This window comes from Bacillus sp. FJAT-27225 (genome assembly GCF_001685025.1).
GTDB lineage: Bacteria > Bacillota > Bacilli > Bacillales > Cytobacillaceae > Bacillus_D.
Map to the genome: position 1 here is coordinate 326,958 of NZ_MAYU01000001.1, position 25,194 is coordinate 352,151.

General features: G+C 43.8%; 21 protein-coding genes. 19 read left to right on the top strand and 2 right to left on the bottom strand.

Features of this window, described 5'->3' with window-relative positions:
- Window positions 1-13: 13 nt before the first annotated feature.
- The 4 genes from A8F94_RS01735 (at window position 14) to A8F94_RS25575 (ending at window position 6,114) form a co-directional block, all read left to right on the top strand.
- Window positions 14-1,966: an LTA synthase family protein gene (locus A8F94_RS01735; RefSeq protein WP_066194607.1), complete on the top strand. Its 1,953-nt coding sequence runs from the start codon at window positions 14-16 to the stop codon at window positions 1,964-1,966.
- A 255-nt stretch (window positions 1,967-2,221) separates the two neighbouring features.
- Complete coding sequence (locus A8F94_RS01740; protein ID WP_254660763.1) at window positions 2,222-4,393, top strand: ATP-dependent DNA helicase; 2,172 nt, start codon at window positions 2,222-2,224, stop codon at window positions 4,391-4,393.
- Between the two features lie 296 nt (window positions 4,394-4,689).
- On the top strand, window positions 4,690-5,460 hold the full coding sequence (locus A8F94_RS01745) for a GNAT family N-acetyltransferase (protein WP_066194613.1): 771 nt from the start codon (window positions 4,690-4,692) through the stop codon (window positions 5,458-5,460).
- A gap of 480 nt (window positions 5,461-5,940) precedes the next feature.
- Window positions 5,941-6,114, top strand: coding sequence for a hypothetical protein (locus A8F94_RS25575; RefSeq protein WP_175384337.1), 174 nt, complete (start codon window positions 5,941-5,943; stop codon window positions 6,112-6,114).
- A 155-nt stretch (window positions 6,115-6,269) separates the two neighbouring features.
- Here the strand turns inward: A8F94_RS25575 and A8F94_RS01750 are convergent, their stop codons facing one another.
- Complete coding sequence (locus A8F94_RS01750) at window positions 6,270-6,740, bottom strand: hypothetical protein (protein ID WP_066194616.1); 471 nt, start codon at window positions 6,738-6,740, stop codon at window positions 6,270-6,272.
- A 123-nt stretch (window positions 6,741-6,863) separates the two neighbouring features.
- On the opposite strand from A8F94_RS01750, the gene A8F94_RS01755 reads away from it, so the two are divergent.
- A complete protein-coding gene (locus A8F94_RS01755) occupies window positions 6,864-7,715 on the top strand; it encodes an MBL fold metallo-hydrolase (protein WP_139070006.1) in 852 nt (283 codons plus the stop codon).
- Window positions 7,716-7,973: 258 nt separating this feature from the next.
- Here the strand turns inward: A8F94_RS01755 and A8F94_RS01760 are convergent, their stop codons facing one another.
- Window positions 7,974-9,353 carry a dipeptidase gene (locus tag A8F94_RS01760; protein WP_066194621.1) on the bottom strand — a complete coding sequence of 460 codons (1,380 nt, stop codon included), beginning with the start codon at window positions 9,351-9,353 and terminating at the stop codon, window positions 7,974-7,976.
- A 169-nt stretch (window positions 9,354-9,522) separates the two neighbouring features.
- Between A8F94_RS01760 and A8F94_RS01765 the strand changes: the two genes are divergently transcribed.
- From A8F94_RS01765 to paaX, 14 genes are all read left to right on the top strand, one after another.
- Window positions 9,523-13,011 carry a hypothetical protein gene (locus A8F94_RS01765; protein WP_066194624.1) on the top strand — a complete coding sequence of 1,163 codons (3,489 nt, stop codon included), beginning with the start codon at window positions 9,523-9,525 and terminating at the stop codon, window positions 13,009-13,011.
- A 371-nt stretch (window positions 13,012-13,382) separates the two neighbouring features.
- The gene (locus tag A8F94_RS01770; RefSeq protein ID WP_066194626.1) at window positions 13,383-13,664 is read left to right on the top strand and encodes a YkvA family protein; all 282 of its coding nucleotides are present in this window, start codon (window positions 13,383-13,385) and stop codon (window positions 13,662-13,664) included.
- 45 nt (window positions 13,665-13,709) lie between these two features.
- Complete coding sequence (locus tag A8F94_RS01775; protein WP_066194629.1) at window positions 13,710-14,387, top strand: TerC family protein; 678 nt, start codon at window positions 13,710-13,712, stop codon at window positions 14,385-14,387.
- A 624-nt stretch (window positions 14,388-15,011) separates the two neighbouring features.
- Window positions 15,012-15,959 carry a 1,2-phenylacetyl-CoA epoxidase subunit PaaA gene (gene paaA, locus A8F94_RS01780; RefSeq protein WP_066194632.1) on the top strand — a complete coding sequence of 316 codons (948 nt, stop codon included), beginning with the start codon at window positions 15,012-15,014 and terminating at the stop codon, window positions 15,957-15,959.
- Between the two features lie 75 nt (window positions 15,960-16,034).
- A complete protein-coding gene (paaB, locus tag A8F94_RS01785) occupies window positions 16,035-16,409 on the top strand; it encodes a 1,2-phenylacetyl-CoA epoxidase subunit PaaB (protein ID WP_066194638.1) in 375 nt (124 codons plus the stop codon).
- Window positions 16,378-17,199, top strand: coding sequence for a 1,2-phenylacetyl-CoA epoxidase subunit PaaC (gene paaC / locus A8F94_RS01790; RefSeq protein ID WP_254660764.1), 822 nt, complete (start codon window positions 16,378-16,380; stop codon window positions 17,197-17,199). Before paaB ends, paaC begins: the two co-directional genes overlap by 32 nt.
- A 21-nt stretch (window positions 17,200-17,220) precedes the next feature.
- Window positions 17,221-17,730 carry a 1,2-phenylacetyl-CoA epoxidase subunit PaaD gene (gene paaD, locus A8F94_RS01795; protein ID WP_254660765.1) on the top strand — a complete coding sequence of 170 codons (510 nt, stop codon included), beginning with the start codon at window positions 17,221-17,223 and terminating at the stop codon, window positions 17,728-17,730.
- Window positions 17,731-18,038: 308 nt separating this feature from the next.
- Window positions 18,039-18,347: an EthD family reductase gene (locus tag A8F94_RS01800; protein WP_066194640.1), complete on the top strand. Its 309-nt coding sequence runs from the start codon at window positions 18,039-18,041 to the stop codon at window positions 18,345-18,347.
- Window positions 18,340-19,119: an enoyl-CoA hydratase/isomerase family protein gene (locus A8F94_RS01805; RefSeq protein ID WP_066194644.1), complete on the top strand. Its 780-nt coding sequence runs from the start codon at window positions 18,340-18,342 to the stop codon at window positions 19,117-19,119. Before A8F94_RS01800 ends, A8F94_RS01805 begins: the two co-directional genes overlap by 8 nt.
- Window positions 19,120-19,133: 14 nt before the next feature.
- Window positions 19,134-19,907: an enoyl-CoA hydratase-related protein gene (locus tag A8F94_RS01810; protein WP_066197174.1), complete on the top strand. Its 774-nt coding sequence runs from the start codon at window positions 19,134-19,136 to the stop codon at window positions 19,905-19,907.
- A 175-nt stretch (window positions 19,908-20,082) separates the two neighbouring features.
- The gene (locus A8F94_RS01815; RefSeq protein ID WP_066194646.1) at window positions 20,083-21,600 is read left to right on the top strand and encodes an aldehyde dehydrogenase family protein; all 1,518 of its coding nucleotides are present in this window, start codon (window positions 20,083-20,085) and stop codon (window positions 21,598-21,600) included.
- 531 nt (window positions 21,601-22,131) lie between these two features.
- Window positions 22,132-23,001, top strand: a complete 870-nt coding sequence (locus tag A8F94_RS01820; RefSeq protein ID WP_066197178.1) for a 3-hydroxyacyl-CoA dehydrogenase — start codon at window positions 22,132-22,134, stop codon at window positions 22,999-23,001.
- Window positions 22,998-24,215 (top strand): thiolase family protein, encoded by a 1,218-nt coding sequence (locus A8F94_RS01825; RefSeq protein ID WP_066194648.1) that lies wholly within the window; start codon window positions 22,998-23,000, stop codon window positions 24,213-24,215. Before A8F94_RS01820 ends, A8F94_RS01825 begins: the two co-directional genes overlap by 4 nt.
- 59 nt (window positions 24,216-24,274) lie before the next feature.
- Complete coding sequence (gene paaX / locus A8F94_RS01830) at window positions 24,275-25,150, top strand: phenylacetic acid degradation operon negative regulatory protein PaaX (protein WP_066194651.1); 876 nt, start codon at window positions 24,275-24,277, stop codon at window positions 25,148-25,150.
- The last annotated feature ends 44 nt before the right edge of the window (window positions 25,151-25,194 follow it).

The window sequence follows — 25,194 nt, forward strand, 5'->3', positions numbered from 1 at the left end:
GAGGAGAATCAACATGCAATACCTAAAACTAACAGGGGATTGGAAAAACAGGCAGTACTCCTTTTTTATCCTTGCCGTTGTCCTCTTTTGGCTAAAAACCTACTTTGCTTATCTAAATGAATTTAATCTTGGAATTGATAATGGGCTGCAAAAGTTCCTGCTGTTTATCAATCCGCTTAGCTCAGCTCTGTTCTTTTTTAGCTTTGCTTTGCTATTCCGTAAAAAAATCCAGTTTTGGCTTTTGACAACAATTAACTTGATCTTGTCATTCCTGCTTTATGCAAATATTGTGTACTACAGATTCTTTGACGATTTCATTACGTTGCCAGTGCTCATGCAAGCAAAGGTTAATGCCGGCCAATTGGGAGACAGTGCGGCTTCGCTTATGAGCCCGTTTGATATTTTTTATTTTACGGACACAATTATTCTGGCAATTCTTGCCCATAAAGCAATCAACCATTTTCGGGAGCCAGGCAAACGTGCGTTCAGGATTGCCATGTTGTTTGCGATAACAACATTCCTCTTCAATCTGGGACTTGCAGAAAAGGATCGCCCACAGCTGTTGACAAGGTCTTTTGACCGCGCGTATCTTGTAAAATATCTGGGAGCATACAATTTCACCATTTATGACACCATTCAAAACATCCGTTCATCCAGTGAGCGGGCACTCGCGGATAGCAGTGATATTACCGAAATTGAAAACTACAGAAAAGCCAATTATTCCGAACCGGATCCGAAGCTATTCGGTAAAGCAGAAGGCATGAATGTAGTCTATATTGCGCTTGAATCATTGCAAAGCTTCATCATTGACTACAAACTGGAAGGCCAGGAAGTTACTCCATTCCTTAATTCGCTTGCCCGTAACGAGAATACGTTTAATTTTTCAAATGTGTTTCACCAGACCAGCCAGGGAAAAACATCCGATGCTGAATTCCTGATGGAAAACTCGCTATACCCGATGTCCCAGGGGGCGGTTTTCATCAATAAGGCTCAAAACACCTTCCATGCCATGCCGGCTATTCTGCATAACAAAGGCTACACATCAGCCGTTTTCCATGGGAACTATAAGACTTTCTGGAACCGGAATGTCATGTATAAGGCCCTGGGTTATGATCATTTCTTTGATGCCGAGTATTACACAATGAAAGATGAGGAAGTTAAAAACTACGGCCTGAAGGATAAACCATTCTTTAAAGAATCCATTCCGATGCTGGCAAGCCTGCAGCAGCCGTTCTATACAAAATTCATTACATTGTCCAACCATTTCCCTTTTGAAATGGATCCGGGCGATACCGACTTCCCGCTTGGCACGACAGGAAATGATGTTGTGGATAACTACTTCACCTCTGCCAATTACATGGACCAGGCTATTGAGCAATTTTTCAATGACCTAAAGGCTAATGGACTTTACGAGAATACAATGTTCGTACTGTATGGCGACCATTATGGGATTTCTGAAAACCATAATGAAGCGATGGCTCAGGTAGTCGGTGAAGAAATTACGCCATTGAAAAACATGGACCTTCAACGGGTACCAGTCATGATTCATATCCCGGGTGTAAAAGGTAAGCAAATCGATAAGTTTGGCGGCCAAATCGATGTTCGTCCAACTGTCCTTCATTTGCTCGGCATTGATACAAAGGACTTTATGGAATTCGGCTCCGACCTTTTATCTCCTGACCATCAAGAAGTGGTTTCCTTCAGAAACGGAGACTTCACATCTCCTGAGGTATCACAAATCGGTGACAATTGCTATAACACGGCAACTGGGGAAATCATTGAAGACGAAACAGAGCTTTGTGCGGAGTATTCAGAAAAGGTGAAAACCGAATTGCAGATGTCTGATGAACTTGTCTTAAAAGACTTGCTGAGATTCCATAAACCTGATGGATTCACGCCAATCGACCCAGCAGATTACGAGTATATTAAAGAAGATGGACCTGTTAATGGCGGAAAAAATCAATAATTTGAAGGCGGAGAGGAGAAATCCTCTCCGCTTTTTCGTTTCTTTTGATTTATATGTGCTGCGTTGGCCAGTTCAGGGTTCTTTATTTTCCTAAAGATGATAGTATGGTACCATTAAGGAACATACATTCCCCAGAAAGGGGCGATTGCAATCGAACAGGTTCATATTTCGGCAAGGTCGCTTGCGGAGTATGTCTATAGCAGCGGAAGCATCGAGTTTGGAATCCGTTCTAAAACCGCCCTTGTTGAAGGAACGATGATTCACCAAATGATCCAAAAAGGTTACCTGGAGGGAGACCAAAAGGAGGTGCCGCTCCGGGTTGAAATAGAGGCAGAAGGACTGGAATTTATTTTGGAGGGGCGCTGTGACGGCCTGCTTGCCAGGAATGGACACCTCGTCATAGATGAAATTAAATCAACGTCCGGCAGCCTTGATTTTATTGAAGCAAATTCCTACCCAGTCCATTGGGCACAGGCAAAATGTTATGCCTTTATAGTGGCTATCGAAAAAGGACTGGAGTCTTTAGATGTCCAACTGACCTATGTTCAAAGGGAGACTAATGAGACAAAGGTATTTACATCCTCCTTCACGGTTTCCGAACTTAAGGAATTTGTGTTTTTTGCATTAAGGATTTATACACCTTTTGCAAAAATGAAGCTATCCCATTATGCGAGAAAAAAGGAATCCGCAAAAGGACTGGTTTTCCCATATTCTTCCTATAGGGAAGGGCAGCGCTACCTTGCAGGTACCGTTTATCGTTGCATACAGGAAGGGAAGAGCCTGATTGCCAACGCACCGACCGGGATTGGAAAAACGATTTCGACGTTATTTCCAAGTATAAAAGCAATCGGGGAAGGGTTCATCGAGCATATTTTTTACATAACTGCCAGGACAACGACAAGAAAGGCGGCAGAAGAGGCATTTTCATTCATGTCCTCGCAAGGCCTGCAACTAACATCCGTCACCATTACGGCGAAAGACAAAATTTGCTTCCAGGAAGCAGAAGGATGCCCCGGTGAAGGATGCCCATTCGCTGAAGGATACTATGACCGTATAAACGAAGCCATTCTTGATATTTATCAACATGAAACAAATATGAATCGGACAGTAATTGAGCACTATGCCAGAAAACATCAGCTTTGCCCATTTGAATTTTCCCTGGACGTTGCTTACCATGCCGATGCTGTCATATGCGATTATAATTACATCTATGACCCGCGTGTTTCCTTGAAAAGGCTGTTTGATGAAAAGAAAAAGCGTACAGCTCTGCTAGTTGATGAGGCCCATAATCTTCCCGACCGGGCACGGGAAATGTTTTCTGCCATTGTTGTTAAATCCGGGTTTCTAGCGGCGAAACGGGAGTATAAAACCTTAAATCCCGCATTATCAAAGGCTGCCGGAAGAGTTAACCAGTATTTTATCGATAGAAAAAAAGAATTGGCTGGGAAGACTTCTTTCTTATTGGAGGGAGTTCCCGAAGAATTGCTGATTGCAATTGAAGCTTTTGCCGAGGAAGCCGAGAATGAATTGAAGAAAGGTGAGACACTCTCAGAAGAATTCCTCGAGACATTCTTTTCTGCTCAAAACTTTATTCGGACTGCCGGTTTCTACAATGAAAGATTCTGCACCTATTTTACCGATGATCGCAAAGAGACAGCTTTAAAACTATTTTGCCTTGACCCATCGGAGCTATTGAAAAAGGCAGGCAAGTCATTCAGGAGCAAGGTATTCTTTTCAGCAACTCTTGTACCTGGCGACTATTTTAAGGAAATGCTAGGGGCAGAAGAGGACGACGACGCAGTAACGATTCCATCGCCGTTCAGCAGCGAGCAAGTTGATGTGTTCGTAAGCCCGATTTCAACTCGTTACAAGTCGAGGGAAGCTTCGTTTACTCCAATTGCCAAAATGACCAGGATGCTTGTCAACGAAAGGCCCGGAAACTATTTTTGCTTTTTCCCATCGTATGCATATATGAAAGAGGTAGCTGAACGGTTTGAGGCTGGGGAGGATATCGATGTCCTCATTCAACAACCTCAAATGGCGGAGGAGGAGCGTGACGTGTTCCTCAGCAATTTTAAAGCGGGCAGGGGCAAAAGCCTCGTTGCTTTCGCCGTAATGGGAGGAATTTTTTCGGAGGGTGTCGACCTTCCCGGGGACAAGCTTAATGGCGTAGTTCTTACCGGAGTAGGCCTCCCACAACTATCCTTTAAACGGGACCTGATTAAACAATATTTTAGTTCAGTTGGAAAAAACGGCTATGATTATTCCTATACATTCCCTGGGCTAGTTAAAGTTCTTCAGGCAGGCGGCCGTCTGATCCGCTCAGAACAGGATACAGGGACCATCGTTCTGATCGACGACCGTTTTTTGCAAAACAAATACCAAAAGCTGCTTCCGAATGAGTGGAGGAATTATACACTTATTTAATTGGTTCTCGAGTACAAATTCTTAAATAGCATGCCCAAATTAGCAGTCCAATTCGAAACTGAATTAGACTGCTTCTTTTTGTTGAATGATCACGTGAACAGTAGGAATCGCACTGTAATCGGTGGATGGAAGTTATAGCCAGCGTACAGATTCGTATGTTTTTAATACTGACCTTGTGAAAAAAATACAATTGAAATGCAGGTATTTGGATGTTATTTTATATATATCTAATTAGGTGTATATCGAACCAGAGGGAGTAATTTCCAAGATATCCTAATTACAAGGAGGGACCTCGCTTGTATGAAATAAAACAGGTAATAAACTTAATTGAAAATGATGACACAGGAACTTATCCTACATTCGCCTACTCCGTATTAGAGAAAGTTGTTCATGGCGAGTTGTATATGGATGATTCTAATAAAACAGCATTAATTGGAACAGATTCAGGTATTTTTGTTGGAGTTGGAGAACCAAAAAGCAATAGATTCCTTAAATTAATTACAGAAATCTTTGAAAGCAGAAAAATAGAGAATAAGCGATTCACATTGTTTTCGCCATCAAAAAGTTGGGATAAAGTTATCAAAAAGCAGTTTAAAGAAGAGGTAAGGCAGATTGAAAGGTATTCCTTTCAATTTAACATAGATCAATATTCAAGGTTATTCCAAGAGGAAATTCCTAACGAAATGAATTTCAGGAAAATAGATAAAGATATCATTAATAATAGCCAAGATTTTAATGTCCGATATATTAATGAATATTGGGGGTCAGTATCGAATTTCTTAAAAAATGGAGTTGGGTACTGTATTACACATAATAATAATCTAGCTAGTGAATGCATTTCGATTTTTTCTTCGTCACAATTTGCTGAAATGGATATTGTAACTCAAGACCATTTTAGGGGAATAGGTTTAGCTCAAAAAGTTGCAGAAAAATTCATCATCCATTGCATTGAAGAAAAAATCCAACCTAGATGGGATTGTGATATTGATAACATTGCCTCAATAAAACTTGCAGAAAAGTTAGGGTTTGGAAACCCCCAAAAATACTCTTTATATGTTAGAAAGTAGGAATTTCTTAATGTGCTAACCAGAATAAACGGTGATCAGGCTGCCATTCAAGGCAGTCTTTTTTATTGAGCTGACCCTCAACAAACTCTTCTTTATTTAAATATGCCATTGTATAATATTGGAAAGGGAGGAAATTTTATGGTTTTGAGGATTTCACCTGCCTTTTGTTGTTGGGTTGTTGTTATTTGGTTACCATTTAGACATAAAAGACTCAATAAAAAGCGAAGGAAGATCTAGAAGCAGTAAAAGATGAATGACAGAAACATAATCCTCCGAATAGCAATCATACGAATTGTTGGTAATTAAAGGGTGCGTTAATTTAACGGCAGGTAATAAATTTTTATTGAAAACAGTTCACTAAGAAAGTTCCTCGGTGATACAACAAAGGCGATAGGTAGTAGGAATATTGACGAATGGAGGACTCCAGGTTTATGCCAACTATATATAATGTCACTTTATGAACCAAAGGGGGGGGATTATGTGAAGGTATTAGGCGCATATTTAGCTTGGGTTTTAATTATGATAATTGAGATTTTCTGGCTATTAATAGATTCAGAATCTCAAGGTGGGAACAAAGAAACTATATATGTAATTATGGTTATTTCTTTAGTGGTAGGAAATACGGGTATAAATTTACTTAAAAAAGTTAGATGATTTATTGGGACTTGTGAAACATCTTTCTTAAAAAACATCGAAGCTTGGAGTCATTATGCTCCAAGCTTCTTTATTTGTTAATTCACTTACCAAAATGAATAGTAAGTTTACTCCAATTGATAGGCGAAAGCTGTGCATCCGAGTTTTTTACTATTTTATCTTCTGCTGAAACCTTCTTCGGCCATATACTCCTGAATTTCACGATAATCTCCAAAACTTTCTTCGAGATTTGCTCCAAAGTATACATTCCAAAGTTCATCCTCATGGACTACATTGAGCTTTTGGTTTTCTTTGTTGACCCACACTTCCTGATAAGGACCTTCAGCAGCTGCCTCGGTCACTTCTTCTGCTCCCGACATACTCGCAATTGTTTTTGCGAGCAGTTCCCGCAACTCACTTTCTGTGAAATCCCTTATATTGACCAAACCTTTTTGGTCAGTATCATAGCCTGGCAAACCTGCAGCATAGACATAACCATTTCCATTCGGATGCAAGTGGTAAACGACGTTCTTCTTGTCGGTAACACTTTCTTCGAACTGGAAGTTGACACGGCCAAGGGAAACATTTTTACGGGTAAGCTCAGGAAACGATTCAATTACTGCTAGTTTTTCTTCAAACGTTAACATAAGTCCTCCATCATATACATTAGTCCATTTAGTATACCAATCTTGGATGGGTGCCGCAAATATAGAATAAATCTAGCGAAAGCGGGGAATATGTCAAAAGAGCGAACAAAAGGAGGCAGCGCTATGAAGAATAATTATGAAAAGAAAATCATCCCTATGACGAGTGTCGATAGTGGAATAGGGGAGCAAATAACAAACGATCTTTACTATCTTCCTATTCAAATCGTTAATGTTATATTTTACGGACATCCTGGCGAAGGGAACGACTGGGTCCTGATTGATGCCGGAATGCCAAGGTCGGCGGACAACATTATAAATGAGGCCGAAGAACGTTTTGGAAAAAACAATCCTCCAAAAGCGCTCATTTTGACACATGGCCATTTTGACCATGTTGGAGCCATTGTTGAACTGATTGATAAGTGGAATATGCCGGTGTTTGCTCATCCTCTTGAATTGCCATTTTTGACTGGTGAGCAGGACTATCCCGAGCCTGATCCGACCGTAGAAGGCGGCCTATTGGCTAAAATATCGCCCTACTATCCGAATGAGGCAATCGTACTGGATCGAAACCTTGAGACACTCCCAGCCGATGGGACTGTTCCGTTTATGGATGGCTGGAAGTGGATTCATGTCCCAGGCCACACACAAGGGCAAGTGGCATTGTTCCGTGAAACCGACCGGGCCTTGATTGCTGCTGATGCGTTTGTGACTGTCAGGCAGGACTCGCTATATAAAGTATTCACTCAGGAAGTGGAAATCACTGGACCGCCACGCTATCTGACAATTGACTGGGAAGCTGCAAAGGCATCTGTTTCGGCATTGGCTTCCTTAAACCCTGATATCGCCATAACTGGACATGGCCGGCCTGTCAGCGGAGCGGAACTGCATGACGGGTTAAGGAACCTTGTTGACAGATTTGATGAAATTGCTTTACCAGACTACGGGAAGTATGTCGATGGAGAAGTAAACGACTAATATTATATAACAGCAGGCATCAGTCAGTTTAGTGTGAAAAACCAATAAGCTTATTGGCGACGTTTCTGTCATATTTATAAAGCAAAATGTGTTCAATAGGCTTTATTGGACACATTTCAATGCATTTCAGAAGGTGAAATGTAGCCAATAAACGGTATTGGCGACATTTTGGCACTTTTCAGAAGGCAAAATGTCGCCAATGAGTCCGTCAAAAAACAAGGGCATCCGCTTCAATAAGCGGATGCCCTTGTTTTTTACTTATTCAGCCAGGACGCCGGGCAGCTTAAACAGATACCGGCCGATAACCTCGAGGCCTTTGTCAAAGTTCTCAAGATTAAAATGTTCATTTGGTGCATGGAAGTTTTCATCAGCAAGCCCGAATCCCATCATTACAACAGGTATTTGCAGGATTTCACTGAAGGCCGCTACGATTGGGATAGAACCTCCGCCTCGGATATACGCGGCAGGAACATCGTAAACTTCCTCATACGCTGCACCTGCAGCCTGCATAACAGGATGGTCGAAAGGAGTAATAAATGCGGCTCCTTTATCAAATTGCGAAACTGAAACAGTCACTCCTTTAGGGGCAACTTTGTTAACGTGGGCTTCAAGCAAATCAGCGATTTCCTGAGGATCCTGATCGGGGACGAGCCGGCAGGTAATTTTCGCATGCGCTTCGGATGGAATAACTGTCTTAATTCCATCCCCCTGGAATCCTCCGTATATCCCGTTCACTTCAAGAGTCGGCCGTGCATAAATCCTTTCCAGCGCAGTAAAGCCTTCTTCACCGAAAAGTTCAGGGACACCGAGCTGGTCCCGCAATACATCTTCGCTTTGGTTCAGACTTGCAAATTCTGCTCGCTCTTCATCACTCAGCTGGCGTACCTTATCATAAAATCCTTCCACACTGATTACACCATTGGAACCTCGCAGGGAAGAGAGGATTTCAACTAGTGCATGAATTGGGTTTTGTACAGCTCCTCCGTACAATCCTGAGTGAAGATCCCCGGCTGCTCCCTTGACATCAATCTGTATACCGGCGAGACCCCGTAAACCATAGACAATTGCAGGTTTGCCGCGTTCGAGTAGGGTTGTATCTGAAATGACCAATACATCGGCAGCAAGAAGGTCTTTATTTTCCTCAACAAACGAAGGCAGGTTAGGGCTGCCGATCTCCTCTTCACCTTCAATTAGAAACTTAATATTGACAGGCAGGTTCCCATAGGTTTCGAATATGGCTTCAACGGCTTTCATGTGCATAAAAACCTGGCCTTTATCATCGCTGGAGCCGCGGGCATATAGTTTACCGTCTCGAATAGTTGCCTCGAACGGAGGGCTCTCCCAAAGCTCAACAGGATCCACCGGCTGAACGTCATAATGGCCGTACACGAGAACCGTTGGTGCACCCTCGGCCCGGAGCCACTCTCCGTAAACAATCGGATGGCCTATATCAGTAAACACCTCTGTCCGGTCAAGGCCAACCTTTTTTAGCATCTCAGCCGTCCAATTGGCAGCTTTCAGCATGTCATCGCGGTGAGAGGGAAGGGCAGATATACTCGGAATGGCTAGGTACTCTGCCAATTCTGCTAAATGCCTGTCCCGGTTATGTATAAAATACTCTTTTAGGTTTTGATTCATTTTGCATTCCTCCTTTGTTATCATTTTAAACTTCTCGTTCCGAAAGAAAAACTCTTTTGACTAGACAGTGAAAAAAAGGATTGAAAATTATGATTTATTGTGTAAAATTACACTTAAGGGGAAGAATTTGGATATAAATAAACTTAAAAAGTCTTCAGGGGGATGAATTATGAAGCCTCATGTGAGGGAAGAAGAGAGACAGCTTTTTAGAAAAATATTGTTTGAGATGAGGGACAAAGGCTATATTGAGCCAGATATTGCGAATGGCGTTGGAAAGGCCCATTTGCAGTATCATCTCGACCTTCTGGAGCAGGATAGGGAACGCAGCGAGGCATTAGCCGAACGAGCAAAACTTGCATCAAACCCACCTGCACAGCATATTCAAAAACCTGGTGTGCAGCCAGCCGCCGAAAAAAACGTCCCGGAGGCAGTCCGGCCCGCTCCAAAGCCGTATGTACCTAAGCCAAAAAATGTGCTTACTGCCGAACAAATTCGGGAACGCAATATTAGTTGGCTGCTGAATATCGGTGTCATTTTTCTTTTAATTGGCGGCTTGTTTGTTGCCACAAGCAATTGGGAATCAATGAGCTCGATTATGAAGAGCATGACGATTGCGCTGGTTTCGTTTGTATTTTTCGGATTTGCTTATCTGTCTGCAAAAATCCTTAAAATTAAAAAGACTGCGTTTGCCTTTCTTGTTCTGGGCAATTTGTTTTTGCCGATTTTCGTTTTATCGTTAGGGTGGTTTGGGCTGTTGGGGCCATATTTGTCGGTTGGAGGTGAGGGAGGGTTCCTTCTCGGATTTCTCGGAAGCTTATTGCCTTCAGTCGTTTATATTTTATTTGCGAAAAAACTGGGCTCCCGGCTATTCGTCTGGTTTTCGTATATTGGAATTTCCTTTGCGGCAGGTTTCCTTCTGGCATCAATGAAACTTGGAATCGATTATTTCTATCTGGGGATCATGCTTTATAATGCGCTTGTTATATTTGTTTATTTTAAGTATCGAAAACATGGGGCACTCGAGCTTTTTGTAAAGGAATTTCCGGTTTACATACAGGCGAACCTGATTCTGTCAACGTTATTAATGTTGTTCTTCTATAATAGCGAAGTTGTCTACAGCTTTAATCTAATCCTGACAGCTGCCATCTATTTATCAATGATGTATGTCAGCAACAAGAAGGAATATCATTTTATCTTCAGCGCTATGCTCGTTTATGGCGCATACCAGCTAATTGAACATTCGTTCCTTCAATCAGCAGATGCCATTTTTTACGCTTTGCTCGCCTTGGGATTTGTTTTTATACCAAAAGGTTTACAAGGTTCTTTCCTGCTTGATCGCGCTTTCAGGTATACAAGTGCAGCCGTATCGATACTCGCATTTTTATATATTACTATCGAAGGCTTCCTGATCAGGGCCGGTGAACCTTCTATCGTTCTTTTTATCGCCTATTTAATTATCGCAGGCAACTTCCTGCTTCTTACCCGGATTGAAAAACAGCCGCTTTTCCCTTATTTAAGCACTGCCTTCCTGGGCTCTGCTTTTTATGAAGCGGCACAGCTTTTCAGTAAATATATAATTGAATTCAGCTTCCAGACTGCGATTTTTGCAGCCGGTTTGTTGCTGTTCGTACTTATTGGATGGCTAGGGAGGAAGCAGCCTGTTGAATCACTCCGTTCTCCGGCAAGGGAGCTCGGCCTTGGTGGTATGTTGCTTTCGATTATCATCTCACAAGGATTCCAGGAATGGTTTGAGCTTGGAATCATGCTGCTCATTTTTAGCGGAACCATACTCGCCATGAGGAAGCTTGATAGCAGGATCCAGCTAAAAACCGTGGCAGCGTGGGCAGCGCCCATTTCATTTGGATTTTCTGTTTTAGCATTTTGGCATAGTGCTGGAATCAAAAACTCCTTTATTCACACTGAACTAGGTTTCCCGGTTTATTTTGCCTCAGCTGCTGGCATCCTCCTTGTTTTGGCTTTTCTCGTCTGGAAAAATCGCGACAATGAACTGGAACAATCGTTTTTTTACACTGGCCAGGGCATGTACACTGCCGCGATACTCCTGCTAATCGGAGGAGGAAGCGATCCTGTTTGGGTACAGCCGTTAGTCATGATCGGAGCTATCGTATGTTATTGGATTTTATATAAACGCCATCAACTACAGTGGACTTCGGTTCTGCTTGGCACTGTCGTGTTTGGTTTTTATTTTGCAGCTGTTTCTTCGCTCGACGAACTGCTGGAGTTTTCGCATGAAGTATACTCGCTGATTACACCTGGTGGAGCAGCTTTCATGCTTTTGCTTGCATTAGGATTGAAGCATAAGGATAGATTGCTTTACTGGGGATTTGCATGGCTTGGACATATTACCTTGCCCGCTGCATTGGCCTTTTCCTGGGCGATTGATCCTGATTGGTCTCTGTACAGCTTCCTGGCTGCGATTGGTATTTATGCTAGTAGCAGCAGGCTTGCAATAAGTCTTTTGAAAAAAATCGTCTTTATGTACGCGGCATTTACAACACTGTTTGTTTCGGTTTCTAAAGTGTTTGACCTGTTTAGAGACGGATATGCCGGAAGTTATGAATTCCCAGCCACAAGCTTGTTGTTGGTTATCGTTTGGTTTTTGTTAAAAGGGAAACTGCAGGAATCGGCAGCCTATTATATTGTTGGATTTTCCATGGTAGGGTTGGCGTTTATGTCCTTTACGTATCCGTTTACGCTTCTTCCGTTCGCGGTAACCTTGCTTTATGGATTAGGGACCCTTCTTTTCTTGCATAAAATCAGGTGGGATGTTCTTGCGTTTTTGCCATTGTTGTTCATATTCTTCGCGGCAATGGAATACACTGCAGCTTCGGCCCTTGGCGATACAATGATTTTCCTTTTTGCCGGCGCTGCTGGCCTTGTCCATGTTGCATTCGGCAAGTTCCTTTATCCAAGGCTCTACAGAGGCGGCAAAGGGATTAAAGAGACACAATTTGATTCATATACTGTTGTTTCATTTCTATATTTTGTCTATATGTATTCGTTCGCTGAACTTTCAATCTGGATGGCTCCGATTCCCGGTTTGCTTATTGCCCTTACTGTATGGCTGCAAAGAAACCGCGTTGACAAAAGCATCGGCTTCTTCATACCGGCGGCGGCAGGAATCATTTTACTTCAACCTTACTACGGTTTGCTTGGAGAGCTGACCATACCAGCTTTATTTGAAAGAGAAGTGCAGGTACTGCCTGTCATTGCCCTTGCGATTTTTTTACGGAAGGCGATGAAAGGCCGGTACCGGAATATAACTAGCAATCTGCAATGGGCAGCCTTGCTTTTCTCCGCGATCCTTTTGATTCAGGATGGATTGGCTAGTTCAACCGTCTACGATGCCCTTATTTTAGGCACACTATCACTTGTGTCGTTGCTTGCCGGCATGTTCCTTCGAATCAAATCATACTTCTTTACAGGCGCGGGGGTACTCTTGCTGAACGTTTTCCTTCAAACGCGCCCTTACTGGGGGAACCTGCCATGGTGGGGTTATTTGCTGGCAGCGGGAACGTTGCTGATAGGCATTGCTTCCTATAATGAGTGGAACAAGCAAAGAGGAGATACAGGCGGGGAACCGCTTGGCGCAAGGCTGAAGCAGAGAATCCGTAATACACTTAATGGATGGAATTAATCATCCATATTCATGGAAAATGGAAAGTTTGTGCAAAAGTCTTGACGGGAAAACTTCGTGACTCTAAAATAAGTACGATAGTCCTTAAAGGGGAGTAGCTAAGACAGCAAAGTCGTCATGACGGGGAAATCCCCGGCTTTGCTGGCAACCAACTGTTGTAAGCGAGACCTTTACCGCTAAATCGGTAAGGGTCTTTTTGTTTTCAAAGTGTATCCTCTAATCATTAAATCTGCTCTGGATCCTCTGTATAATCGGTTTTACGCTGTGCGGTTTTTGGCTTTTCTTGTAAGCTTTCTGGTAAAAAATGCACTTTTATTTGCAACTGGTTAAGGGAATTGGTACATATGATCGTTTTTCAACGGGGTGTTTAGATGAGAAAGTTTTGGAAAAGAATCAGAATGGTATTCAAAGTGAGAAAGTTTGGTCCCTTTTTAGTCGACTTCTTCAGATCCAGACAAGTTTCATTAAAGAAGAAGCTAGTGTCGGCAGGATTAATCATTGGCTATTTTTTATTGCCTTTTGATATCATTCCTGATTTTCTGACAATGTTCGGGCTGATTGATGATGTGGGAGTATTTCTATTTGTATTTCAGCAAATTATCAAGCTGGCGCCCGCTTCGTTAAGGCAAAAACATGGAATGGAGATTGAATGATTTTCAGTCTCACTGTAAACATTAAGATCATGGAGTGATTTGAGTATGGAATTATTTTCACCTGAGTTTTGGGCAGCTTTGGGTTCCCTCATTATTATCGACCTTGTCCTGGCAGGGGATAATGCAATTGTAATTGGCCTCGCTGCCCGGAATCTTCCAAAAAACCAGCAGAAAAAGGCAATTATCTGGGGAACAGTAGGGGCCATCGTCATCCGGGCTACCGCAACAATCCTGGTTGTTTACCTGCTGAAAGTTCCTGGCCTTCGCCTTATCGGAGGTATTCTGCTGCTAGGAATAGCATATAAATTGCTGACAGAGGAAAGCGGTCATGAGGTAAAAGCGCAAACAACATTTGGGGGAGCAATATGGACAATTATTGTTGCAGATGCATTAATGGGTCTCGATAACGTCCTTGCTGTAGCTGGTGCTGCAAATGGACATCCGCTGCTTGTCATTCTTGGACTCTTAATCTCTATACCGATTGTCGTATGGGGAAGTACGATCATTCTCAAATGGATGGAGCGGTTTCCGGTTATCATTACCATTGGGGCAGCGGTGCTCGCCTTTACAGCCGCAAAAATGATTACGGAAGAGCCATTTATAGAACCTTTCTTCCATGGAAACCCTGCCCTAAAATATGGCCTTGAACTGCTGGCGGTTGTAGCTGTCCTTTTCTTTGGGAAAATGAAACAAAAAAAGCTTCATCAACAGCATCAGCATTAAGAACATGGGACGCCAGACAAGGCACTAGATAAGGGCGGTATTCTATTAAGAAAAAACTGCATTCAACGTTTACTTTTTAAGCCGTGGGACAAAAGTTTATACTCGGAATTGCGGAATCGATAAAAAGATTCCGCTTTTTTATTTTCTGCCCCCAAAAACGCCAAGGTACGATTCGTAGTATATGGCAAAAGCACGTACCGGAGGTGCCAACATGGAAAATTCCACTATCGATATTGACCAATTGCTTGAGGAAAGCTCAGGGCTTGAAAATGATACACTATGCTATGAAATCATCCATGTTGAACTTGATCATTTTCTTGAATCGAATTAAGTATTATTAGTTTCTCACCCTCTTTCTATAAATAGAATGTTTTGCCCTTCACATTAATGTGGAGGGTTTTTTTTATAAAAAAGCCAAAAACCCGATTACTGTTTGTTCACTAAACTTTAATAACGCTCAGAATCAACACGCAGTATCTATCCTTCTAGTATATTTTTCACAAAATTTTAATTTTCTGAATTATTATTTGACTTTTCACTATCAAGACGTTATTTTTGAAATAAATATATAACACGATAATTAGTTTCCGATTAATTATCGTCATATAACTGGATGCGGGAGGGATGGTTATGTCAGCTTCAGAGCAGGAATTAATGGAGCATTTTATGAAGCGGATTGAAGCCGGCGAAAAAATTGAGGCTGATGATTGGATGCCGGACGAATACAGAAAAACACTCATCAAGCTGATATCCATGCATGGAATCAGTGAAATAATGGGTGCTTTGCCTGAAAAGGAGTGGGTTCCAAAAGCGCCGTCAATTAAAAGGAAACTGGGAATCATGGCCAAGGTCCAGGATGAGATGGGCCATGGGCAACTGTTGTTAAGAGTGGCAGAGGATTTAATGAAGCCTTACGGTAAAAATCGAGATACAATTATGCAAGATCTTTTTACCGGTGACCTGAAATTTCATAATGTCTTCCATATGGAGGCACCGACTTGGGCCGATGCAGGGTTAATTGGATGGCTTGTCGATGGGGCCGCGATTATTACACAGACGAATATGCTTGATGCTTCCTATGGGCCGTATGCACGTGCATTAAAAAGGATTTGCGCCGAGGAAGTATTCCATGCCCAGCATGGGGAGTCGATTATTATTGCACTTGCTGAAGGGACGCCTGCTCAGCGTGCGATGATTCAGGAATCGATTGACCGCTGGTGGGAATCGCTGCTCATGTTCTTTGGTCCGGGAGATGCTTCGACGACCGGTACATCAAAGCAGGACATTACAATCAAATATAGGATACGTACAAAAACGAATGAACAATTGCGGCAGGATTTTTTTACAAAATATATTCCCCGCCTCCTTTCACTGGGGCTAAAAGTACCTGACCCAACGATGAAATTCGACAAGGAAACGGGGCAATGGTACTACCGCCAGCCGGATTGGAGCCGATTCAAGGACATTATCAAAAACAAGGGGCCGAAATCCGAAGCCAGGCTTCGTTTGAGAAAAATCTCCTATGAAACAAATGCCTGGGTAAGAGAAGCACTCGGTGCACCAGTTTCTTAACACGGGAGCGGTGACATATAAGGTGAGCTATAAAGGATAAACGTGACCAAACTCACTGGAAAGGAGGATCATTAGTTGGCCAACGAACAGTTTTACCAGGAATTCGAAGTGTTTAGCAAGCGATCTGATACTGCACCCATGCAATACCAATTCTCACTGCTTGCACCAAACAAGGAACTCGCTCTGATTATGGCCCAGGAGAACTTTATGAGGCGGGAGACGGTTGCCGATATGTGGGTCGTCAAGCGGAGTGATATCCGAAAAATGACTCCCGAAGAAAGAGAATCACTAAAACGCCTCGATAATAAAGACTATCGGAATACAAAAGGCTACGGATATTTAAAAAAGAAATGGCGCCAGTATGAGCAGGAAATGCTCGATGAAAAAGAAATCATGTCCTGGGGAGGTGGTGAAAAAGGTGCAAATCCAAACACCGGAACAGGCAGCTGAGAACCAATCCTATAAGGACTCGCTTACTGAGCTTCTGTTTCAACTTGCCGACGACGATTTTATTGCAGCCTACCGGGGCTCGGAATGGCTGGGGCTGTCACCGCACATCGAGGCGGATATCGCTTTTGCCTCAATAAGCCAGGATACGATGGGCCATGCCGCAATATTTTACAAGCTGCTCGAAGACCTGGGTGCAGGGCATGTCGACGAACTAGCCCACGGGAGGGAAGCCTCCGAACGAAAAAATTCAATCTTGCTGGAACGGGTTAACGGCCCGGGAACTTACCTGACTGAACCTGAATACGATTGGGCTTTCGCTGTTGTCCGTTATTATTTTTACACTGCTGCAAAAAGAATCAAAATGTCGTCTCTGCTTCGTTCCTCCTATTTGCCTTTGGCTGATGCTGCAAGACGGGTGAATGTAGAACTTTATTATCACCTTCTGCACTGGAAGACATGGTTTGTCCAGTTAATGTCTGCAGGCGGGGAAGCGAGGCAGAGGATGGAGGCTGCCATCCTAAAGGTTTGTACCGATTTTGGCGACATTTTTTCGTATGGAGCCATGGAAGACAAAATTGTCGAGCATGGATTAAGCCGGCCAAGCTCCGAGCTTGAAAAACAATGGACTAGCGAGATGAATGATGTCTTCCAATCACTTCAAGCTCAAATGCCCGATGCCTTTGGGCAAAAAAGGGCATGCGGGCGAAATGGAGAGCACACAAAGGACCTCGACGATGCTCTCAATGTACTCGGAGAGGTTTACAGGTTTGACCCTGCGGCTGGCTGGTAGGTTTATTTTTTTAAAAAAGGAATGACTGCTTTGGACAAAAATAAAATGCAAGCAAAAGAAGCAGTATTGAAAGCGCTTTATTCCGTGAAGGATCCGGAAATACCCTCGGTTTCGATTGTTGATTTGGGCATGCTTGAAAATCTGGTGATTACTGAATCAATGGCAAAAGTCGAACTTATCCCAACTTTTCTTGGGTGTCCGGCACTGGACATCATAAAGGCCAATGTAACCAAAGCAATTGAAGCACTCGGATTGTTTGAAAAAATAACTGTCCTTTTCAATTATTCGGTTCCGTGGACGACTGATCGAATTTCATTGGAAGGGAGAGCCCGCCTGAAGGATTATGGGATTGCACCGCCTCCAAGGCAGTTGCCAGAAGGGGGAGGCTGGGAAGCTGATTGTCCTTATTGCGGCTCAACGTATACAACGGTTGATAATATTTTTGGGCCAACAGCCTGCAGGAGCATTCTCTATTGCCGAGCATGCAAAAACCCTTTTGAAGCAATGAAACCTGTTTCGACGCTATTATGATTAATCGAACCTTATTAAGGTTTGCAGGATTAATAAAGAAACACTTTCGTAGATTAATCTGGGGTTCACTTGCATCGATTAATCCTCGAAACCACTTTTCGTAGATTAATCTAGGGTTCGCTTACATCGATTAATCCTCGAAACCACGTTTCGTAGATTAAACTGGGGTTCGCCCCAAACAATTAATCCACAAAACACTTTCAGAAAATTGATTTTCACTAATTGAAGTTGGAATATTTTCTTAAATGGGCAATCAGTGGGCAACTCTCGTTTGTTGCCCCACAACTACTTTAAAAGGAGAGAAAACTATGATTAAAATGATCGCACTTTACAAGCATCCGGAAAACAAGGAAGCATTTGACGAGTACTACTTTAACACACACATCCCGCTTACTGAAAAAATTCCCGGCCTGAAGAAATGTGTTGCGACGAGAATGACAGGCAGCCCAATGGGAGGGGAAACTCCTTATTACATGATGGCCGAAATGTATTATGAGGACATGGCTTCCTTTAAGGCGGCCATGAAAACGGATGAAGCAAAAGCATCTGGAAAGGATGCAATGAAATTTGCCGGCGATATTCTGACTTTGATGATTGGCGAGGAAGTCAATGAATAACCAGTTCCGTTATATCGAAACAAGAAGGGAAGGTGCCGTGGCCTTCATTGAACTGAACCGCCCAGAGGTACTGAATGCCTTGAACAGAGGGATGGTAGCCGAAATCCTTCAATCGCTCGAAGATTTTGACCGTGACGAGACAGTCCGGGCAATTGTCCTTAGCGGTAAGGGACGCTGCTTTGCGGCTGGGGCAGACATTGATGAAATGGCAGATGCAAATTCGATCCAAATGGAACTGTTGAATCAATTCACTGATTGGGACCGGCTTGCCTGGATTAAAAAACCAATCATTGGGGCAGTTCATGGTTTTGCGCTAGGAGGAGCATTCGAGCTTGCACTTTGCTGCGACATTCTTTTTGCCGCGGAAGATGCCGAATTCGGCTTTCCTGAGGTATTGCTTGGTGTCATGCCAGGAGCAGGAGGTACTGTCAGGCTTACAAAGCTTGCTGGAAAAACAAAAGCGATGGAATGGCTATTCACCGGCAGGCGGATTTCTGCAAATGAAGCCCGGGAATTCGGCCTTGTTAACCAGGTGTTTGCCCGCGAGGCGTTAATGGAGGAGGCAACGCGCTATGCAAATGAAGTTGCCAAAATGCCTCCGCTATCCATAAGGTTTATAAAAGAATCTGTCCTTCACGCTATCGATTCATCGATTTTTGAAGGAATGAAATATGAGCGAAAAAACTTTTCCATGTTGTTTTCGTCAGAGGACCAAAAGGAAGGCATGAAAGCATTTCTGGAGAAAAGGAAGGCTGATTTTAAAGGGCGATAGGGGGCTACATAGTGATGTTTGAAACAGTGGAATACGATGTTCGCGGCAAGACAGCCTGGATTACCCTGAACCGCCCGGATAAGCTGAACGCATTTACAGCCAAACTCAATAAAGAAGTTGGCGAAGCTGTCCGGAAAGCATCCAGGGACAACGTGGTTCGGGCGATTGTCCTAACAGGTGCCGGAAGAGCCTTTTGCTCCGGCCAGGATTTAAGCGATGTAAATTCGGAAACCAATTATGCTGAAATACTACGCAACCATTATAACCCGATGGTTCTTGAAATTGAGAAATGTGAAAAGCCAATAATTGCAGCAGTAAATGGAGTTGCCGCTGGGGCTGGCATGAGCCTTGCCCTGGCCTGTGATTTCCGGATCGTTTCGGAAAAGGCCAGCTTTCTTCAGGCCTTTATCCATGTCGGCCTTGTCCCGGACGCTGGGAATCTATATTATCTGCCACGGATTGTTGGCCATGCCAAAGCCATAGAGCTTGCAGTACTGGGTGAGAAGGTCAGCGCGGAAGAAGCGAATCGGCTCGGGCTAGTGACCAAGTTAGTTCCTGCTGACTCCTTTTTAGACGAGACTGCTGCTTTCGCTGACAGGCTTGCTTCGATGCCAACTAAAGCAATCGGCCTCATTAAACGAAATTTGAAAGCCAGCTGGGACGCCAGTATCTACAGTTTTCTTGATAGGGATGCACAAAGCCAGCGAATCGCCTCCCTGACCGAAGACCATCAAGAAGGTGTAACGGCTTTTTTAGAAAAAAGGAAGCCGGAATTCAGAGGGTGCTGAACCCTGCATATATGCGGGGTTGTTCATCAAGACATTTGTTCATTTTATCAAAACGGTTTCGTGAGGTATCGAGACTTTAAACACTTTTATCAAGACTTCCCTTAATTTTATCAAGACAATTTTAAAATTTATCAAGACTTACCGATAGTACTCTTTAATTAAAGGAGCTGAAACCATGTCGACAGTCAAAGAACAGAAGCTTGAGCCATTGCAAATGAAGCGGGACCACTATCAGCTAATCCTAAACGGTGAAAGAGCAAATAGCCAATCCGGCCAAACCTATGAAACAATCAATCCTGCAACTGGAGAGGTAATTGCCACTATAGCAAAAGCATCAATCGAGGATGCCGAGCTTGCTGTCAAAGCTGCCAGGAATGCATTTGATTATGGTAAGTGGCGCCATTTTCCGGTAAACAAGCGGTCGAGGACACTCAATAAAATCGCATCGATTATGAGGGCAAGATTCAATGAACTAGTAGAATTGGAGATTCTCGATACTGGCAAATCACTAGCCGCGGCCCAGGGACAGGTTATGCAAGCGATTGAAGATTTCGAGTTTTACGCAGGGGCGATTGTCAGCCACCGAGGTGCGGTCAACAGTATGCCAGGTGCATTCCAGAACATTACTGAGAAAGAACCGGTCGGTGTATGCGCACAAATCATTCCGTGGAATTATCCGCTTATGATGGCAGCGTGGAAAATCGCGCCGGCAATCGCGGTTGGGTGTTCGGTTGTAGTTAAGCCGGCTTCCCTAACACCGTTGACTGCAATTGTGCTTGGTGAAATTTGCATTGAAGCCGGGGTCCCGGCCGGGGTCGTTAATATTATTCCAGGCGCAGGATCCGAGGTAGGCAATTACCTTGTAGAACATCCGCAAGTCGATAAAGTAGCCTTTACTGGTTCCACGCCAATCGGCAAGGACATTATGGCAAAGGCTTCACAGACTTTGAAGCGGGTAACATTGGAGCTAGGCGGAAAGTCGCCGAATATCGTATTTGAAGACGCAGATATTGACGCGGCCGTCGACGGCTCGCTCTTTGGGATTTTTTATAACAGCGGCCAATCGTGTGAAGCAAGATCCCGCCTATATATTCATGACAGCATTTACGATCAATTCATGAAAAAATTCATTCCTAAAACAAAGAGCCTCAAGCTTGGAAACCCTTTTGAAAAAGAAACCCATGTTGGAGCAATCATCAGCCGTTCCCAGATGGAAGTAATCGATGGCTATGTCCAATCAGCGGTTGCGGAAGGTGCCACAGTTGAAGCAGGAGGCGGGCCGGCGTTAATTGAAGGTTATGAAAATGGATATTGGTATGAACCTACTATTCTTACAAATGTTAACCATAATATGAAGGCTGTCCGTGAAGAAATTTTTGGCCCAGTCGTTGTAGCGATGAAATTTTCCGATGAAAAAGAAGCTATTAAACTCGCAAACGATAGCGATTATGGCCTTGGCTCTGCAATCTGGACGAAGGATTATGGGCGGGCGACCCGGGTTTCCAAACAGATTCAAGCTGGAATTGTTATGGTTAATTGCCCATTCTCCGCTTTTCCTGGTACACCGTTTGGGGGCTATAAGCAATCCGGGTTCGGCCGCGAGCTTTCAATTGAAACGCTGGACCTGTATACGGAAACGAAAAGCATTATTTCCTACTACGGACCAAAGCCATTGAACCCGCTCGGAGTGTAACTTGAACAGAAAAAACAGGCGGGCACCTTGAAAGAGGTGCTTGTCTCTGTTTTGAACCCGTCTCCTAAACCGGAAACAGTGCCGATTAGCTTATTGGGTACATTTCGCATGTTCTTAGAAGACAAAACGGTGCCAATACCGTCTATTGGTACCATTTCACATGTCTCTAGTAGCCGAAACGATGCCAATACAGTCTCTTGGCACCATTTCACATGTCTCTAGGTAACCAAAACGATGCCAATACAGCTTATTAGGACCATTTCACATGTCTTCAGAAGGCAAAACGGTGCCAATACCGTTTATTGATTCATCGCACATGTCTTAAGAAGACAAATTGGTGCCAATTCTATAGGTGATTTGGTGCATCAGGTCGCATTATCAATCAAGACAGCTTTTCATTATTCACCAGCAAATTTTCTTTTTAAGCTATGCGCACTCACCTGTGGAACACAAAACTGTGAAACAAGAAAAACCGGGGCGTGCCTGGCACTGTTCGCATTTTCAAGCAAAGAAAGAAGGCGACATGTATTTATGGAAAAGATTGTTGTGATTGGCTCGGGGGTTATGGGCAGAGGGATTGCCTATGTGAGTGCGGCGGGTGGCTTCATTGTTACCTTGGCTGATATAAGCCAGGAGCAGCTGCAGATTGCCGAAGCGGAAATTAACTCCATTTTTGAAGGAGCAAAAGCAAGGGGAAAGTTGACGGACGCCGATACACAAGATGGAATTTCAAGACTCTCTTACTCTAGCAGTGTCGAAGAGGCAGTTAAGGATGCAGACCTTGTCATTGAAGCCGTTCCTGAAGTGTTATCCATCAAGAAAGATATTTTTGAAAAGATAGACCGTCATGCTCCAAGAACCTGCTTGTTTGCGACAAATACTTCAACGATGAGCCCGACGGAAATCGGTTCATTCACAAACAGGCCAGACAAGGTAATTGCCATGCATTTTTTCAATCCTGTGCATAAAATGAAGCTTGTTGAAATAGTCCGAGGCCTGGAAACGAGTGATGAAACAGCCGAAACAATTCGTGCTGCTGCAGAAAGGATGGGGAAGGAAACTGTAGTGGTAAATGAGTTTCCCGGCTTTGTCACCAGCAGGATTAGCGCACTCGTTGGAAATGAAGCGTTTTATATGCTTCAGGAGGGTGTCGGGACTCCCGAGGAAATTGATAAAGCGATTAGGCTAGGCCTAAATTATCCAATGGGCCCATTTGAGCTTGGCGACCTTGTCGGACTTGATACTCGGCTGAACAATCTGAAGTATTTGCATGAAAAACTTGGGGATAAATACAGGCCTGCACCGCTCCTCGAGCAGTATGTGAAAGCAGGGAGGCTTGGAAGAAAAACCGGGCGGGGAGTTTATGACTATCGCAAAAAACAGGAGGAACATACAAATTGAAGCAGCGGGAAGCAGTTATAGTGGATGCAGTCCGAACCCCTATCGGAAAGTATAATGGCGCGTTAAAATCAGTCAGGCCGGATGACCTCGGCGCCTTAGTTATAAAAGCTCTAGTAAAAAGAAACCACCAGATTCCGCCCGAAGAAATCGAGGAGGTTATCTTCGGCTGTGCAAACCAGGCTGGTGAGGACAACCGAAATGTTGCGAGAATGTCTGCTCTGCTGGCTGGCCTTCCGGTTGGCGTTGCCGGGACAACGATTAACCGGCTTTGCGGGTCAGGGCTCGATGCAGTCAATTATGCAGCACGGGCAATACTTGCCGAAGAGGGCGATATTTTTATTGCAGGAGGAACCGAGAGTATGACACGGGCTCCACTTGTTATGGCAAAACCGGCTGACGGTTTTCCGCGTGGAAATATGGAGCTGTTTGATACAACGATAGGCTGGCGATTTATTAATAGAAACCTCCAGGATCAATACGGTACGGAAAGCATGCCGGAAACAGCGGAAAATGTTGCACAAGCATACGGAGTAACCAGGCAGGAGCAGGATCAATTTGCTTTTGAAAGCCAAATGAAAGCAAAACTCGCGATTGAAAACGAACGATTTAAGGATGAAATCATTCCTGTTATCTATCGTGATAAAAGAGGAAACGAGATAACTATAGTAGAAGATGAACACCCGCGTATGGATACAACCATTGAAAAATTAAGCCGATTGAAACCGTTGTTTCCTGGTGGAACGGTGACGGCAGGCAATGCTTCAGGAGTGAATGATGGTGCATCTGCTCTGGTGCTCATGAGTGCAGAAAAGGCTCATTCATTGGGTATTGTCCCGCTTGCCAAATATGTCACATCGGCGGTTGCCGGTCTTGAGCCAAGCATTATGGGGATGGGGCCTGTTTTTGCCAGCCAAAAAGCATTTGAGAGAGCAGGGCTTTCTTCAAACGATATAGGGCTGTGCGAACTGAACGAAGCCTTCGCCTCTCAGTCACTCGCATGTATGAAGGAGTTGGGCCTTGATCCGGAACGGACGAACGTAAACGGCGGGGCGATTGCTTTTGGCCATCCGCTAGGGGCCAGCGGCGCAAGAATCTTAACGACACTTGTCCATGAAATGAAACGGCGGAAAACCCGCTATGGACTGGCAACGATGTGCGTTGGTGTCGGGCAGGGAATCGCGACAATTATCGAGAACTGCGCAAATGAACATTGACGTCCGTCTTAAAAGAGAGGAAAATTGCACCAAGAGAAAAACTAGAAAAGGTGACTTACATGAACACACGGTCAATGATTTTCACATTGTATGGAGATTACATTTCACATTATGGAAATAAAATCTGGATTGGCAGCCTGATCCGTCTCCTTGAAGAATTTGGGCATAATAGCCAATCAGTCAGGGCTGCGATATCAAGGATGAATAAACAGGGTTGGGTTCAGGCCGAAAAAGCAGGCAATAAAAGCTATTACTCCTTATCTGCACGAGGGGTACGCCGTATAGAGGAAGCTGCAAAGAGAATTTTCAAGCTGAAGCCAGAAGCGTGGGACGGGAAATGGCGTATTTTGATGTACACCATTCCGGAGGAAATCCGAACCATTCGTGATGAGTTAAGAAAAGAGCTTGTCTGGAGCGGCTTTGGCTCGCTTTCCAACAGTTCTTGGATATCAGCCAATCCACTCGAGAATGAAGTATATGATTTAATTGATAAATACGGTATTTATGAGTATGTTGATTTTTTCATTGCCGAGTATAATGGGCCGAAGGAAAACGCCCGGCTGGTTGAGAAATGCTGGGACATCGACGAAATAAACAACCGTTATCAGGAATTTATTCAAACTTACAGCCAGAAGTATATTATAGGAAAAAACAAAATCCAGAAAGGCCAAATGACAGATGCCGAGTGTTTTGTTGAAAGGACGAAGTTAGTCCATGAATATCGGAAGTTCCTGTTTGTGGACCCTGGGCTGCCCGAAGAGCTTCTCCCCGAAAAATGGCTGGGCGGGCATGCTGCATCTCTGTTTGCAGAGTATTATAAAGAACTTGCCGAACCGTCTTCCCGTTTCTTCGAAGAAGTTTTTAAAGATGGGAATGAGCTGGAGGAACGGGATGAAGATTACGATGCTACTGTGCATCCATTGATCCTGGATTAGTATCAGGTTCAGACATGACGCTTTTTAAACGGAGGGCGTAAATT